Genomic DNA, 14,994 nt, shown 5'->3' with positions numbered 1-14,994 from the left:
TGCTGTCTTTGCAGCAACTGATGCATTTCAGCCAGAAAGGAACGTCCGTGCTGGATCAGGAGCACTTGGAATTTCTCATGGACAGGGCGTGGCCTGCCGTGGAGTCGGAAGACACGGGGGAGTGGGTGCTCCGGGCGTCCAACGGTGTCACCCAACGGGCCAATTCAGTGTGGCCCCGGCACGCGGGGCAGACCACCGTGCAGCCCCACATCAGCCGGTCTGTGAAGGAAGCATCGGCTTGGTACCGCAAACGGCGGTTGCCGCTCATTTTCCAGATCGTCGAGGACCACAGGACGGCTGCGCTGAACGCCGTGTTGGACCTTCAGGGTTTCAGCCGGCAGTCGGAAACCAGCATCATGGTCAGGGGCATCACGGATCTTCCGGCGGACGGCCCGGGCGCGGGTGTTGAGCTCTCGGCCGATCCTTCGTCCGAGTGGATCGACGTGTGGTGGGCCGTCGATGGCCGTGGAGGCGACGCGGAACTCGCCGTCGCCCGCCGCATCCTGGCCGGCTGCCCTGCCGTGTATGCACTGGTGAGGGACGACGACGGCGTTCCCGCCGCCGTCGGACGCCTAGCCTTGGTGGACGGTTGGGGCGGTATCTATGGAATGGCTACCTCGCTACATCATCGGCGCCGCGGTTACGGCTCCCAGGTCCTGTCCGCACTCCTGCGGGAAAGCGCGGCGAGGAGGCTGGAGGGTCTGTGGCTTCTGGTGACCCAGGCGAATGACGGGGCCCGCAGCCTGTATGCCAATGCGGGTTTCGTGGACCACGGAAGCTACTTGTACCGCCAGGCACCGCTGACCCGGGGTCCAAGCGGCTGCTAGTTGCGTGGATCGCTGACCGTGATCCGCACTGAGCAGGCGTCGGCGGCAGCCTTGGCCAAATTGGCAGCTTTGGGTTCCTGGACGTCCAGCAGGGCCAGCCGGGTCCGTCCCGCGAAGGCCTTGAGCGCGGGGTGCGCCAGCACCTGATCCACCAAAGTACGGTCTCCGCCGGGCACAATGTACTCAATCCTGTTGCCGGCAAAAAGCGAAGCCGCTTGGCCGGCTGTGACCTTTGCCTCCTCATGCCGTTTCCCCGTGGCAGAGGCCAAAATCAGGGGCCCGCTCGCGGCTGCCAGGGCGAAACCGCCCCGCCGCACCAGCACCAGTCCCAGCCCGCGTTCCTGGCCCGCCATGGCGGCAAGGCGTTCAACGTCGTTGGAGCCCCGCCCCGGACGCCCATCAACCGGCCATGGTGCCTTCAGCAAGGCAGTGGTGCCGTCTGCAGCGGTCAACAACAGATTGTCTTCGTGAAAATCTGAGTGGACGGCACCGTGGCTGGTCCTGAAACGGTCAACCCACCCGGACAGCCGCGGGCCGGGAACCATCGCCATCCGCGAGGCTGTTGCTGGGCGGTTCACGGGAATGTCTCCTTTGCAGTAACTATGAGTAGCCTATCCATGTGGAAGATCTCTTTGGTGCCGGTGCAGTCGACGACGACGAGTCAGAGGATCTGCCTGCCGCCACGCAATCCCTCCGGGGACCCTCGGATGCCCACTGGATGGCCTCCCAGCGCAGCCCGTTGGCCGTTCGGATGCGGCCACGTACCCTGGACGACGTCGTGGGCCAACAGCATTTGCTGGGCATGGGCTCTCCACTCCGGCAACTGGCCGCCGGTGCTGAAGCGGCCGGACCCGCCGGCCCCAGTTCGGTGATCCTGTGGGGGCCACCAGGAACCGGAAAGACAACCCTGGCGCACGTGATCGCGCGGGGCCCCGGCAGGAAGTTCGTTGAATTGTCGGCTATCACGGCCGGGGTCAAGGACGTCCGGCGGGTCATGGACGAAGCCCTGACGGCACGCGACCTCTACAAGAAAACCACGGTGCTTTTCCTGGACGAGATCCATCGTTTCAACAAAGCACAACAGGACGCCTTGCTGCCCGGCGTTGAGAACCGCTGGGTGGTGCTGGTGGCCGCCACCACCGAGAACCCGTCGTTCTCGGTGGTGTCGCCCCTGCTGTCGCGGTCACTGCTGCTGACGCTGAAGCCACTGACGGATGAGGACATTTCGGGTTTGCTGCAGAAGGCCGTGGCGGACGCGCGGGGCCTTGCCGGACGGGTTTCCTTGAGCGAGGAAGCGCTGGATCATTTGGTCCGTTTGTCCGGAGGTGATGCACGCAGGGCATTGACGGCCTTGGAAGCCGCTGCGGGAGTCGCCTTCGGTGACGTTGACCAAGCCCCCGACGGCGGTGACGAAGCCCCCGACGGCGGTGACGGTGATGAAGCCCCCGACACTCCCGTGCTGGTGGAACTCCGCCACACGGAACGGGCCCTTGATGCTGCTGCTGTCCGCTATGACCGTGCCGGTGACCAGCATTATGACGTGGCCAGTGCGTTCATCAAGTCCATCAGGGGCTCGGACGTGGACGCCGCCCTGCACTACCTGGCCCGCATGCTCGAAGCCGGCGAGGACCCGAGGTTCGTGGCTCGGCGCATTGTGATTTCCGCGGCGGAGGACATTGGCATGGCCGATCCCACGGCTTTGCAGACCGCTGTGGCAGCGGCCCAGGCCGTGCAGCTGATCGGGATGCCGGAGGGCCGGATAGTGCTGGCCGAAGCCGTGGTCCATTTGGCCACCGCCCCCAAGTCCAATGCCGCCTATATGGGGCTGAACAAGGCAGTCGCAGATGTCCGGGCCGGTTTTGGTGGCGGCATCCCCATGCACTTACGCGATGCGCATTATCCGGGGGCCAAGCAATTGGGTCACGGCAAAAGCTACAAATACGCCCATGATGAGCCGCATGGAGTGGCCCAGCAGCAGTACCCGCCTGATGACCTTGTGGGCAAGGACTATTACGTGCCTACCAACAACGGTGCCGAACGGGACATTGCTGCCAGGCTGGACAGGCTTCGCAGGATCGTGCGCGGAGAGTAACGCCGGGTCTGAAGTCGGAGGCAAGCCACCACCGGTACGTGGTAAGCTGAATCCTTGTCTGGCATGGCCCGACGCACAATCCCTTGAAGATTTTCTCCATAGTGCTGTGCGCCCGGGCTAGTAGCAAGAGGCAGCGGTTGGCCGATGCTCTCCCTGATGGAGGCCAGTAACACTGACACACCGCAGTAATTGGAAGGACACAAGTGGCTAACAACACTCGTGCTCGCCGTACCGCACGCCTTTCGCGTGCACTCGGCATTGCTCTGACCCCCAAGGCCGCCAAGTACATGGAGCGCCGCCCGTACGGCCCCGGTGAGCATGGCCGTGCCCGCAAGAAGCAGGACTCCGACTACGCCGTACGTCTGCGCGAAAAGCAGCGTCTGCGCGCCCAGTACGGCATCCGTGAAGCACAGATGACCCGTGCCTTCGAAGAAGCACGCCGCACCAAGGGCCTCACCGGTGAAAACCTGGTTGAGCTGCTCGAGATGCGTCTGGACGCCCTGGTGCTCCGTGCAGGCTTCGCCCGCACCATCGCACAGGCACGCCAGCTTGTTGTCCACCGCCACATCATGGTTGACGGCGTCCGCGTGGACCGCCCGTCCTTCCGCGTCGGCGAAGGCCAGCTCATCCACGTTCACAGCCGCTCCGAGGTCATGCCCCCGTTCCAGGTGGCAGCCGCCGGCGCACACGTGCTGAATAACGTACCGGCTTACCTGGATGTCAAGATTGACGCCCTGCAGGCTCGCCTGGTTCGTCGCCCCAAGCGCTCTGAGGTCCCCGTGATCTGCGAAGAGCAGCTCGTCGTCGAATTCTACGCACGCTAAATAAAAGCAGCGCACAACGAAGAAGCCCGTGGCAACCGCCACGGGCTTCTTTGTCTGTAAGCTACCAGTCCTTCTGGGTAAGGTACTGGGGAGGCCTTGCCCAAATTCCGGACTACCCGGAGGGTGCAGGGCAGCGCAACGATCCTAGGAGAAGAGTTCTATGTCTGGTGGCGACATCGCCGGCCTCATCGCAGCGGGAGTGTTCGCGCTTCTTGTGGTGCTTTTGGCCGTGCCCATCCTTAAGCTGGGCGGCGTCTTTGATGAAGTCCGCACCTCCATCCGATCCATCAGCGACGGTGCCACGCCCCTGATGGACGAAGTGACCGCCACGGTCACCACCACCAACCAGCAGCTGAAAAAGGTCGATGGCATCGCCTCGAACGTTTCGGATGCTTCGGCCAACATCTCGGCCCTCTCGTCCTTGGTGGCTGCCACCGTTGGCTCGCCGCTGATCAAGGTTGCCGCTTTCAGTTACGGCGTCCGGACTGCGTTCGCCAACCGTCGCACACCTTCCTCCGGCCGCCGCAGCCGCTGAATCAACGGGAGAAACCCATGAAAAGAATTGTTTGGATGGGCATTGGCGTGGCCATTGGAGTCATCGCCTTCCGCAAGGTCAACCAGGCACAGGCCAATTTGGGTCCGGAAGGCCTGAACAGGGCAGTGGGCCGGATGGCCGATGGCCTGTTTGATTTTGCCGACGCCGTGCGCTCCGGTATGCACCAGCGCGAAGAAGATCTCAGGACCGCCCTGGGCATCGCTGACGACGCTGGAGCCGGCCGGCGGTAGCTGGAGCGGTTCGCCCCAGCGCCCTCAACAGGGCAGAATGGAAAGCTGCGGAACGGCATCAGCCGGTCCGCGCACATCGTGTGCAGTGAATTGAGAAGGGTAAGTAATCAGCTAATGAAGTCGCAGGAGATCACCAAACGCTGGGTGGACTTTTTTGTCAAGAAGGGCCACACCGCAGTTCCCTCCGCGTCGCTCGTTTCCAGCGACCCGTCCCTTCTCTTCACTGTGGCCGGTATGGTGCCGTTCATTCCCTACCTCACGGCGCGCGAAGAGCCTCCCTACAGCCGTGCCACCAGCGTGCAGAAATGCATCCGCACCGGTGATATCGAGGAAGTGGGAAAGACGGCCCGCCACGGAACGTTCTTCCAGATGTGCGGCAACTTCTCCTTTGGGGATTACTTCAAGGAAGACGCCATCAAGTTTGCTTTCGAACTGCTCACCAGCAGCGTCGACGACGGCGGTTACGGACTCCCTGCCGAGCGCCTGTGGGTGACGGTCTACGAGGAGGACGACGAAGCCAAGGACCTTTGGCTCAAGAACACCGGGATCCCGGCCGAGCGCATCCAGCGCATGGGGAAGTCGGACAACTACTGGCACACCGGCCAGCCGGGTCCCGCAGGTCCCTGCTCGGAGATCTACTATGACCGTGGACCGGCCTACGGCATTGAGGGTGGCCCCCTGGCCGACGAAACCCGCTACATCGAAATCTGGAACCTGGTGTTCATGCAGTACCAGATCGAAAATGTCCGGTCCAAGGTTGACTTCGACATCGTGGGCGAATTGCCCAACAAGAACATTGACACCGGCCTGGGCATGGAACGCCTTGCAATGATCCTGCAGGGTGTCGAGAACATGTACGAAACCGATCAGGTCCGTCCGGTGATCGACAAAGCAGCTGAATTGTCCGGTCGCGAGTACACCTCCGCCGAAACCCCTGAAGATCCCCACCACACCGATGACGTCCGCATGCGGGTAGTGGCCGACCATATCCGTTCGGCTTTGATGCTGATCGCCGATGGCGTGGCTCCCTCCAATGAAGGCCGTGGCTATGTTTTGCGCCGCCTGATCCGCCGTGCTGTTCGAGCAATGCGCCTTTTGGGCGTGGAGACCGCATGCCTGCCTGACCTCCTGCCGGCGTCCCGTGACGCCATGAAGGGCGTCTACCCGATTGTGGAGACCGACTTCGCCCGTATCAGCCGGATTGCCTACGCCGAAGAGAAGGCGTTCCTTCGCACCATTGCCTCGGGCACGGCCCGTCTTGAGGATGCAGTGGCCGAGTCCAAGGCTGCCGGAGTTCCGCTGTCCGGCGCCGATGCCTTCGCTCTCCACGATACGTACGGCTTCCCGATCGACCTCACGTTGGAAATGGCGGAAGAGGCCGGCCTCAAGGTTGACGAGGCAGGGTTCCGCTCCCTGATGCTTGAGCAGCGTCAGCGTGCCCAGGCCGATGCCAAGGGCAAGAAGGGTGGCCACGCCGATCTCAGCGCCTACCAGGAGCTGCTGGGCAAGGGCGAGACAGTCTTTACCGGCTACACCGAACTTGAAGGTGAAGCTAAGGTCCGCGGCATCGTCAGTGGCGGCCGGCCGGTAGCCCAGGCTTCCACCGGCGAGGAAATCGAGCTTGTCCTTAACGAGACCCCGTTCTACGCGGAGGCAGGCGGCCAGTCTGCTGACACCGGCCTCATCACCGGTGACGGGTTCGTGGTGGAGGTCCTGGACGTCCAGCGACCCATCAAGGGCCTGAGCGTGCACAAGGCGATTGTCCGCGAAGGTGAGATTGGTTCCGACGCGTTGGTGCGCGCCGCCGTCGACCGTGAACGTCGCCATGCTGCCGAGCAGGCGCACACCGGCACCCACATTGTCCACGCTGCCCTGCACCAGATCCTTGGCCCGGAAGCCACCCAGCGTGGCTCGTACAACAAGGCCGGTTACCTGCGCTTCGACTTCGCCTGGGGTGAAGGTTTGAGCACAGCCACCCGCTCGGAGGTTGAAGAGGTTGCCAACATCGCCATCCGGAACAACTTCCGGGTGGACACCAAGGTCATGGGCCTGGCGGAAGCGAAAGCCCTGGGAGCCATGGCGCTGTTCGGCGAGAACTACGGCAGCGAAGTCCGGGTCGTGGAGATCGACGGCGCCTGGTCCCGTGAGCTGTGTGGTGGAACCCACGTGTCCAACACGTCGTTGATCGGCAGCCTGTCGCTGTTGGGCGAACAGTCCGTTGGCTCAGGAAACCGCCGTGTTGAAGCTTTTGTTGGCTTGGATGCCTTCCGCCACCTTGCTGCCGAGCGTGCGTTGGTCAGCGAGCTGACGGACCTGCTGAAGGTGCCCTCCGGGCAACTGGCAGACCGCATCTCGAGCACGTTGAGCAAGCTCAAGGCCACTGAGAAGGAGCTGGATCGCCTCCGCAAGGAACAACTGGCAGCTGCGGCCGCCAACCTTGTGGGTACGGCAAAGGATGCTGCCGGTGTCCGGGTTGTGGCCCACGACGCCGGCCAGGTGGGAGGTGCCGATGACCTGCGGAACCTGGCCCTCGACCTGCGCAACCGCTTGGGTTCCGAAGCATCCACGGTGGCTGTTGCCGGTGTCAGCAATGATCGTCCGGTTATTCTGATCGCCACCAATGAAGCTGCCCGTGAAGCTGGAGTCAAGGCCGGTGCCTTGGTCCGCTTGGCCGCAGGCATCCTCGGCGGCGGCGGTGGCGGCAAGGACGACGTCGCCCAAGGCGGCGGCACCGACGCTGGGAAGGTCTCTGAGGCCCTCACAGCGGTGGTGGATGCGATAGCCAAGCGCTGACGGTGACCGACGGTACAAGCAGTGACGCCTACCCCCGGGGTATCAAACTGGGGGTAGACGTCGGCACCGTCAGGGTTGGCCTTGCCATCTGTGATCCTGACGGGATCCTGGCCACACCCTTCAAGACGGTGACCCGGAACGCCAAAAAGAATACCGACGTGCGGGTGGTCGTAAAGCATGCGCTGGAGCTCCCGGCAGTGCAGATCTTTGTGGGTCTGCCGCGCACCATGAAAGGTGAGGAGCGGGCCTCCGCGCGCATGGCCACGGAGTATGCAGAGCTGCTTGCCGACGAGCTCCTTCGCTCCGGAGCGAACGTCCCGGTTTTGCTGGTGGATGAGCGTTTAACAACCGTTACGGCGCACCGCAACCTTCACGAAGCTGGCATGAGCAGCAGGAATCACCGTAAAGTGGTTGATCAGGTTGCCGCTGCCGGAATACTCCAGCACGCAATTGAGATGCAAAAAGCCAGAGGTATGGACGTCGGACGCCTGGTCGAGGCGCCCGTGAAGTCCCATGGAACCAGCAGTGCCCCAACGCTGTTGGATGACTCCGGCCACCAATCCAATTCTTCAACGAGGGGACTGCAACAGTGAGCCCGGTCAACAACGACCCCTCCATCAGTGCCGCGGGCGGCGGCATGCCGCTGACCCGAAAGGAACTGCGGGCCCGGGAGCGATTCCTGTCCACGCAGAACCACAATGTGGTACCCGTTCCCGAAGCGACCCCCGGAGAAGATGTCCAGTCTGCCGCCGGGGCGACGGAACCTGACAAGGTGACTGAACCTGACGTGGCTACTGAACCTGACGTGGCTACTGAACCTGATTCGGCGCACGCGCACCTGCCCCGCCCGGTGCCGGCAGTTCCGCCAACTCCTTCAGCGCCACCCGTTCCCGCTTCACCGCCGGCTTCCGCCAGCCAGGTTCCTGACGCGGAAACGTCCTCCGTCCCGCTGACCGTTGACTCCGGGTCTCCGAAAAACGACGCGTCCCACGCTGATGTTCCCCATGAGGACGTTCACCTTGAGGAACACCCCGTCGAGGAACACCATGCCGGTGACCACCCTGTTGATGAACACTTCCAGGCTGGAGACCACCACGACCCGGCTTACGACGAGCACCTCCATGACGAGCACGTTTACGATGATCACCATCATGATGACCACTTCCACGACGACCACCATGATGATCACCACGATCTCATTACTCCCGTGGAGGTCCCGGGTGCCAAGGCAGCTGCGAAGAAAGCCCGGCGCAGGCGTCGCGTTGTCGCCCTGCTGATCACACTGGGCGTGTTCGTTGCAGCCATCGCCATCGGAGCCCAGTTCCTGAAACCGCTCCTGGGGATGGACAAGGTCACGGACTATCCGGGACCCGGCACCGGTTCGGTCAACATCACTGTGGCTGAGGGGTCGGGGCCCAAGATTGTGGCCACCACCCTCCAGCAAAACAAGATCATTGCCGATGCCGATTCCTTCGTGAAGGAATTCATGAGCGAAGGCGCGGAACTTTCGCCGGGAACCTTCACGTTCCGCACTGAAATGAAGAACTCCGATGCCGTGGCCGTTCTGGCCAACAAGGATTCCTCGAAAGTCATGTACTTCGCGTTGAGCGCCGGACTCCGGATCACTGAATCGCTGGAGGCAATCTCCAAGGGCTCGGGCATTCCATTGCAGCAACTGAACGCCTTGAACCAAGCACCTGCCCAGTTCGGTGTGCCGGCGAAGGCAAAGAACCTGGAAGGGTTCCTCGCCCCGGGGGAGTACCGCTTCGAGCTGGGTACCTCTGCCAACGACATCCTCCAGAAACTGGTGAACACCACCCTGGATGAACTCAAGTCGCAGGGCATCACCGATCCGGCAAAGCAGTACGACACCGTCACCATCGCCAGCATCGTTCAGGCCGAAGGCGGCCAGGCAGACTATGGAAATGTAGCCGGTGCCATCTACAACAGGCTCAAGCCCAACAACGTGGAGACCAGTGGATTGATCCAGTCCGATGCCACGGTAACGTACGGCCTGGGCCGGAAGTCCTTCCACGTCACAGAGGAAGAAAAGGCTGACAAGTCCAACCCGTACAACACCTACGCCAATGTGGGACTGCCGGTGGGGCCAATAGGTTCGCCGGGTAAGACCGCCATTGACGCTGCGGCCAAGCCAACGCCGAACGACTACATGTACTGGGTGACCATCAACCTGGACACCAAGGAAACCAAATTCTCCAAGACGCTGGCTGAGCACAACACCTACGTGGAGCAATACAACGCTTGGTGCCAGGCCAACGCTGGACGGTGTGTGTGACCCGTCGTGCCGCAGTCCTGGGGCATCCGATTTCACACTCGAAGTCCCCGGCACTGCACAGTTCGGCCTACGCCAAGCTCGGTGTCACCATTGACTACTCAGCCATTGACGTCACAGTCGGTGGGCTTCCAGGGTTCATGGCGTCCATCAGGGAGGATTCTTCGTGGTGCGGGCTGTCCGTGACCATGCCCTTGAAGTCGGCAATGGTGGCGGAAGTGGACGAAGTCCGCGGACCGGCAGCGGCGTTGGGTGTCATCAACACTGTTGTTTTCGAAAACGACGGCGGTTCTGTTCGGCGGGTCGGTTACAACACCGACGTGGCAGGGATTGTTGAAGCAGTCACCTACGCCGGCGTTGCATCAACCAACCATGCGGCCATCCTCGGCGGTGGAGGGACCTCTGCTGCCGCTGTAGCTGCGGCCAAGGAACTGGGTGCCCGGAGCGTCCATGTTTTTGTGCGGGATCCGCGGCGAGCCACTGATGCGGAAGCTGCCGCGTCCGCCGTCGGCATTTCCCTGACCGTCAGGCCGCTCAGCGAAGCGGTCGCGGCGATCGCCGGCCAGGAACTGGTGATCTCCACCTTTCCTCCCCGGGCCGCTGACGAGTTGGCGGACGAGCTTGCATCATTGTCCGCGTCCGGATCCGGTGTTCTGCTGGATGTGGCCTACGATCCGTGGCCCAGCCGCCTTGCGCACGTCTGGCATGGCCAAGGCGGGGTAGTGGTGCCCGGGCTGGAGATGTTGATGTACCAAGCGGCCGAGCAGATCAGGCGCTTCAGCGGCTGTGACGTTGATGCGGCCGTCATAGATGTGATGTGCGACTCAGTCGGGCTTCCCCGGCGGGTGTTCTAGAGGCCCTACATGGCAGGATTGGTTTTATGTTGCGTTGGTTGACTGCCGGTGAATCCCACGGTCCGGCTCTGATCGGAATTGTTGAAGGCGTGCCCGCCGGTGTTGAACTCACCAGCGGGCAAATACGCGACGCGTTGGCGCGTCGGCGGCTGGGCTATGGCCGCGGCGCCCGCATGAAATTCGAGCAGGACGAGGTCACCATCCTTGGTGGCGTCCGGCACGGCCTCACTCAGGGTGGCCCCGTTGCCATCCAAGTAGGCAACACCGAATGGCCCAAGTGGGAGCAGATCATGTCTGCCGACCCGGTGGATCCTGAGATCCTGGCCGACCAAGCCCGCAACGCTCCGTTGACCCGCCCGCGTCCCGGGCACGCAGACTTTACGGGCATGCAGAAGTACGGTTTCGACGAGGCACGCCCCGTCCTGGAACGTGCCAGCGCGCGCGAAACCGCCACCCGTGTGGCGTTGGGCACCGTTGCAGCGCAGTTCCTGAAACACCTCGGCATTGAGTTGGTCAGCCACACAGTATCCATTGCCAGCGTGACGGTTCCTGAGGGGAAGCCGCTGCCGCTGCCCCAGGACATCCTGGCACTTGACGCCGATCCTCTGCGGTGCTTTGACCGTGAAACCTCCGATGCCATGGTGGCCGAGGTTGACGCTGCCCACAAAGAAGGCGAAACCCTGGGCGGCGTGGTTGAAGTCCTCGCGTACGGTCTTCCCCCGGGACTGGGAAGCTACGTTCACTGGGACCGCAGGCTTGATGCCCGGCTTGCTGCTGCCCTCATGGGAATCCAGGCCATCAAGGGCGTTGAAGTGGGCGACGGTTTCCTGACCGCGGCCCGTCGTGGCTCAGCGGCGCACGATGAGATTCTTCGCGATCAGGACGGCCGCATTGTCCGCCAGACCAACCGCGCAGGCGGTATCGAGGGTGGCATGAGCATTGGCGAGGTCCTGCGCGTCCGTGCTGCCATGAAGCCGATTGCCACCGTGCCTCGTGCCCTGCGCACCATCGACGTGAGCACGGGTGAGCCCGCCAAAGCCCACCACCAGCGTTCCGACGTCTGCGCTGTACCTGCAGCGGGCGTGGTTGCCGAGGCTATGGTCGCATTGGTCCTGGCTGAAGCTGTTACCGAAAAGTTCGGCGGTGACTCCGTTGCAGAGACGCATCGGAACCTCCGCAACTACATCGACAGCATCCCGGCCACCCTGGACTCGGTTGGTCGATAGTGGTCAACGCTGTCCTGGACGGGCGTCCTGTTGTCCTGGTGGGCCCCATGGCTGTTGGAAAATCAGCCATTGGGCAGCAGCTGGCCCAACAGCTCGGCGTGGCGTTCGTGGATACCGATGCCGTGGTTGTTGCGGCCCACGGAAGCATTGCGGATATCTTCGCCTGCAGGGGCGAGCACGCCTTCCGTGAAATTGAAGCGAGGGCAGTGGCGAAGTCCGTCGAGTCCGCACGAACCCATCCGGCAGTCATTTCCTTGGGTGGCGGGGCCGTACTGGACTCCGGAACCCAGCAGTTGTTGGGGGAGTGCACTGTGGTCTACCTGGAGTGCGACGCAGGCACGGTAGCAGAGCGCATAGCACGCAATACCGCCCGGCCCCTGTTGCAGGGGGACGCCATGCAACGCTGGGAAACCCTTTTCGCCACCCGGCGACCCGTTTATGAGCGGCTCGCCGACATTGTGGTGGACGTTCGCGCAGGCACCATCACCGAAATCGGCCTCCGCGTGGAGGAGCGGCTGCGTGAGCATGCAGCCTTGACAGAGGAAGTTGAAAAGTGAGCACCGAAGCAACAGTCATCAAGGTGACCGGCCAGTCCGCAACGGAAAACTACGACGTCGTAGTGGGCCGGGGACTTCTCGACTCCTTGCCGGTGAAACTTGGTGAACGTGTCAGACGAGTCCTGGTGATCCACCCACGCGCACTGCGCCTGACGGGAGACACCGTCCGGGACGAGCTCGAATCAGCAGGTTTTACGGCCCTTACTGCCGAGATCCCGGATGCCGAAGAAGGCAAGCACATCCAGGTGGCGGCCTTCTGCTGGCAGGTCCTGGGTCAGAACGATTTCACCCGCTCGGATGCCATTGTGGCCGTGGGCGGTGGGGCTGTGACGGATTTGGCGGGCTTTGTGGCTGCCACCTGGCTGCGGGGTGTCAAAGTCATCCACATGCCCACCAGCTTGTTGGGCATGGTGGACGCCTCTGTAGGAGGCAAGACCGGCATCAATACGGCCGAGGGCAAGAACCTCGTGGGGTCATTCCATCCTCCGGCTGCCGTCCTTGCCGATCTGGATACGCTCAAGACCCTGCCGAAGAACGAACTGATTTCCGGGATGGCCGAGGTCATCAAATGCGGCTTTATCTCCGATCCCGTCATCCTTGACCTGATCGAGCGCAACCCGGATGCCGTGATGGACGCCGGGTCCGAAGTTGTCCGGGAACTCATTGAACGCGCCATCGCAGTTAAAGCCTCCGTGGTTTCCCAGGACCTCAAAGAATCCGGGCTCCGCGAAATTCTCAATTACGGCCACACGCTGGGACATGCCATTGAGCTGGTGGAGCGTTACTCCTGGCGGCACGGCGCAGCAGTTTCCGTGGGCATGATGTTCGCGGCGGAGTTGTCCAGGAGCGTTGGGAGGCTCTCCGACGCCGACGCCGACAGGCACCGTTCCATCCTCGAGAGCCTGGGGCTTCCCATCACGTACCGCCGCGACCGTTGGCAGGGATTGCTGGACGGGATGCGTCGCGACAAGAAATCCCGCGGCGACCTTCTTCGTTTTGTGGTCCTGGACGGAGTGGCGAAGCCGGGCATCCTCGACGTTCCGGACACGTCCCTCCTGTTTGCTGCCTACCAGGAGATTGCATCATGACCATCGCTTTGCAGGACGGCGTCAGCGATTGGCCCACGGCAGGCTTCCCGGGCGTGAGGACGAATCCGGACACCCTGCTTCCAGTGGTGGTCAATGACGAAGCAATGGACTCCGCCCTTGCGGCCTCAGAGGATCCTGCGGACCGCATCATGGCGCTGCTGCTGGAGAACCAGCCCAAAGAGGCGGCTGAGTTACTGGCCGAAGCCCGTTATAAAGATCCTGAATCCTTCCGGCTCCGCATTTTCGAAGCCGAAGTTCACCGGGCCACCAACCGGCATGATCGTGCCATCCAGTTGTTCCGGCACCTCCTTCACGATGTCCAGGGCAGCACCAAGGAAGCGATTGTCCGGCAGTATCTGGGCCGGGCGTACTTCGTTGGCGGCAACCCCTTGGCGGCCTCCGAAGAATTCGCAAAAGCTCTGGATCTCCGTGTGGCTATGGCCGCGGATGCGTCCTTGATTTACTCCTCAGCAGTGGCCCTTCAGCGGGCGCGCGACGTGTTGGAGTTGGCTTCCTGAACGCACCAGGAGGCATGGCCGCAAGACCTGCAACCGTTTTGCCGGTAGAATGGTTCTTGGATTTTTGATAAAGACGCGCTGGCGGGCCAATTGGCACGCTTGCTTGGCATAGACAGCTGGCAGCCGGAACCAGTGCGATTAACCAGAGGATACGAGTGGCAACCACAAACGACATCAAGAACGGGACCGTACTGAAGCTCGAGGGCCAGCTCTGGAACATCATTGAGTTCCAGCACGTCAAGCCGGGCAAGGGCGGCGCGTTTGTCCGCACCAAGATGCGCAACGTCATGTCAGGCAAGGTGGTCGACAAGACCTTCAACGCCGGACTGAAGATCGAGACCGCGACGGTGGATCGCCGCGATTACCAGTACCTGTACCAGGACGGCGAAGATTTCGTCTTCATGGACACCCAGGACTACGACCAAATTACGGTCTCCGGTGCCACGGTCGGCGATGCTACCAACTTCATGCTCGAAAACCAGATGGTGAACATCGCCATCCACGAGGGCACACCGCTGTACATCGAACTCCCCGCGAGCGTTGTCCTCGAAATCACCTACACCGAGCCCGGCCTCCAGGGTGACCGTTCCTCCGCTGGAACCAAGCCCGCAACTGTGGAAACCGGCTATGAGATCCAGGTTCCGTTGTTCGTTGAGCAAGGCACCAAGGTCAAGGTCGACACCCGTGATGGCAGCTACCTGGGCCGGGTCAGCGACTAGTGAGCGCACGCGGTAAAGCCCGTAGCAGGGCACTGGAAGTACTTTTCGAAGCGGAGCAGCGTTCCGTCTCGGCTTTCGATGCGATGTCAGCGCGTCGGGAGAAGACTGACCTGGTCATCAATCCCTACACGGTGGAAATCGTGGAGGGTGTTGTGTCCATGCAGGCAACCATCGATGAGTTCCTGCAGACGTATGCACAGGGCTGGACGCTGGAACGCATGCCGGCCGTTGACCGCATCATCCTGCGCATCGGTACGTGGGAGTTGCTGTACAACGACGAAGTCCCGGACGGCGTGGCTGTGAGCGAAGCCGTGGCACTTGCCAAGACCATGTCCACGGATGAGTCCCCGGCCTTCATCAACGGTTTGTTGGGCCGCTTGCAAAAGCTCAAGCCCTCACTGCTCGCCTAGCTGGCAA

16 protein-coding genes are annotated in these 14,994 nt (G+C 62.3%); 15 read left to right on the top strand and 1 reads right to left on the bottom strand.

From position 1 onward, the window contains the following. The first annotated feature begins 47 nt into the window (after window positions 1-47). Window positions 48-827, top strand: a complete 780-nt coding sequence (locus JOE60_RS09995; protein ID WP_167266029.1) for a GNAT family N-acetyltransferase — start codon at window positions 48-50, stop codon at window positions 825-827. Here JOE60_RS09995 and JOE60_RS09990 read toward each other — a convergent pair. Next, the gene (locus tag JOE60_RS09990) at window positions 824-1,378 is read right to left on the bottom strand and encodes a Vms1/Ankzf1 family peptidyl-tRNA hydrolase (protein ID WP_167267037.1); all 555 of its coding nucleotides are present in this window, start codon (window positions 1,376-1,378) and stop codon (window positions 824-826) included. The two genes, JOE60_RS09995 and JOE60_RS09990, sit on opposite strands and share 4 nt — an antisense overlap. A gap of 68 nt (window positions 1,379-1,446) precedes the next feature. Between JOE60_RS09990 and JOE60_RS09985 the strand changes: the two genes are divergently transcribed. The 14 genes from JOE60_RS09985 (at window position 1,447) to nusB (ending at window position 14,987) form a co-directional block, all read left to right on the top strand. Next, complete coding sequence (locus JOE60_RS09985) at window positions 1,447-2,919, top strand: replication-associated recombination protein A (RefSeq protein ID WP_167266034.1); 1,473 nt, start codon at window positions 1,447-1,449, stop codon at window positions 2,917-2,919. A gap of 203 nt (window positions 2,920-3,122) precedes the next feature. After that, window positions 3,123-3,743 carry a 30S ribosomal protein S4 gene (gene rpsD / locus JOE60_RS09980; RefSeq protein ID WP_142939071.1) on the top strand — a complete coding sequence of 207 codons (621 nt, stop codon included), beginning with the start codon at window positions 3,123-3,125 and terminating at the stop codon, window positions 3,741-3,743. A 160-nt stretch (window positions 3,744-3,903) separates the two neighbouring features. Continuing rightward, entirely contained in the window at window positions 3,904-4,278 is a 375-nt protein-coding gene (locus JOE60_RS09975; RefSeq protein ID WP_167266038.1) for a DUF948 domain-containing protein, read from the top strand. A 17-nt stretch (window positions 4,279-4,295) separates the two neighbouring features. After that, entirely contained in the window at window positions 4,296-4,529 is a 234-nt protein-coding gene (locus JOE60_RS09970) for a hypothetical protein (RefSeq protein WP_204814903.1), read from the top strand. Between the two features lie 114 nt (window positions 4,530-4,643). After that, on the top strand, window positions 4,644-7,322 hold the full coding sequence (gene alaS / locus JOE60_RS09965; RefSeq protein ID WP_167266043.1) for an alanine--tRNA ligase: 2,679 nt from the start codon (window positions 4,644-4,646) through the stop codon (window positions 7,320-7,322). 2 nt (window positions 7,323-7,324) lie between these two features. Beyond that, on the top strand, window positions 7,325-7,915 hold the full coding sequence (gene ruvX / locus JOE60_RS09960; protein ID WP_167266047.1) for a Holliday junction resolvase RuvX: 591 nt from the start codon (window positions 7,325-7,327) through the stop codon (window positions 7,913-7,915). Continuing rightward, a complete protein-coding gene (gene mltG / locus JOE60_RS09955) occupies window positions 7,912-9,618 on the top strand; it encodes an endolytic transglycosylase MltG (protein WP_167266051.1) in 1,707 nt (568 codons plus the stop codon). Before ruvX ends, mltG begins: the two co-directional genes overlap by 4 nt. Next, window positions 9,615-10,469, top strand: a complete 855-nt coding sequence (locus JOE60_RS09950) for an NAD(P)-binding domain-containing protein (RefSeq protein ID WP_167266055.1) — start codon at window positions 9,615-9,617, stop codon at window positions 10,467-10,469. Before mltG ends, JOE60_RS09950 begins: the two co-directional genes overlap by 4 nt. Before the next feature lie 26 nt (window positions 10,470-10,495). Further along, on the top strand, window positions 10,496-11,695 hold the full coding sequence (aroC, locus tag JOE60_RS09945; protein WP_167266058.1) for a chorismate synthase: 1,200 nt from the start codon (window positions 10,496-10,498) through the stop codon (window positions 11,693-11,695). Further along, on the top strand, window positions 11,695-12,252 hold the full coding sequence (locus JOE60_RS09940; RefSeq protein WP_336112756.1) for a shikimate kinase: 558 nt from the start codon (window positions 11,695-11,697) through the stop codon (window positions 12,250-12,252). Before aroC ends, JOE60_RS09940 begins: the two co-directional genes overlap by 1 nt. Next, on the top strand, window positions 12,249-13,340 hold the full coding sequence (gene aroB / locus JOE60_RS09935; RefSeq protein ID WP_167266063.1) for a 3-dehydroquinate synthase: 1,092 nt from the start codon (window positions 12,249-12,251) through the stop codon (window positions 13,338-13,340). The genes JOE60_RS09940 and aroB overlap by 4 nt, the downstream gene beginning before the upstream one ends. After that, entirely contained in the window at window positions 13,337-13,858 is a 522-nt protein-coding gene (locus JOE60_RS09930) for a tetratricopeptide repeat protein (RefSeq protein ID WP_167266067.1), read from the top strand. The genes aroB and JOE60_RS09930 overlap by 4 nt, the downstream gene beginning before the upstream one ends. A gap of 155 nt (window positions 13,859-14,013) precedes the next feature. Then, entirely contained in the window at window positions 14,014-14,577 is a 564-nt protein-coding gene (efp, locus tag JOE60_RS09925) for an elongation factor P (RefSeq protein ID WP_167266070.1), read from the top strand. Further along, a complete protein-coding gene (gene nusB / locus JOE60_RS09920) occupies window positions 14,577-14,987 on the top strand; it encodes a transcription antitermination factor NusB (RefSeq protein ID WP_167266074.1) in 411 nt (136 codons plus the stop codon). The genes efp and nusB overlap by 1 nt, the downstream gene beginning before the upstream one ends. Window positions 14,988-14,994 lie beyond the last annotated feature (7 nt).

This window comes from Paenarthrobacter ilicis, assembly GCF_016907545.1.
Classification (GTDB): Bacteria; Actinomycetota; Actinomycetes; order Actinomycetales; family Micrococcaceae; genus Arthrobacter; species Arthrobacter ilicis.
The sequence above is the reverse complement of the archived record's forward strand: the minus strand, read 5'-3'. Positions and strand labels throughout refer to the sequence as shown.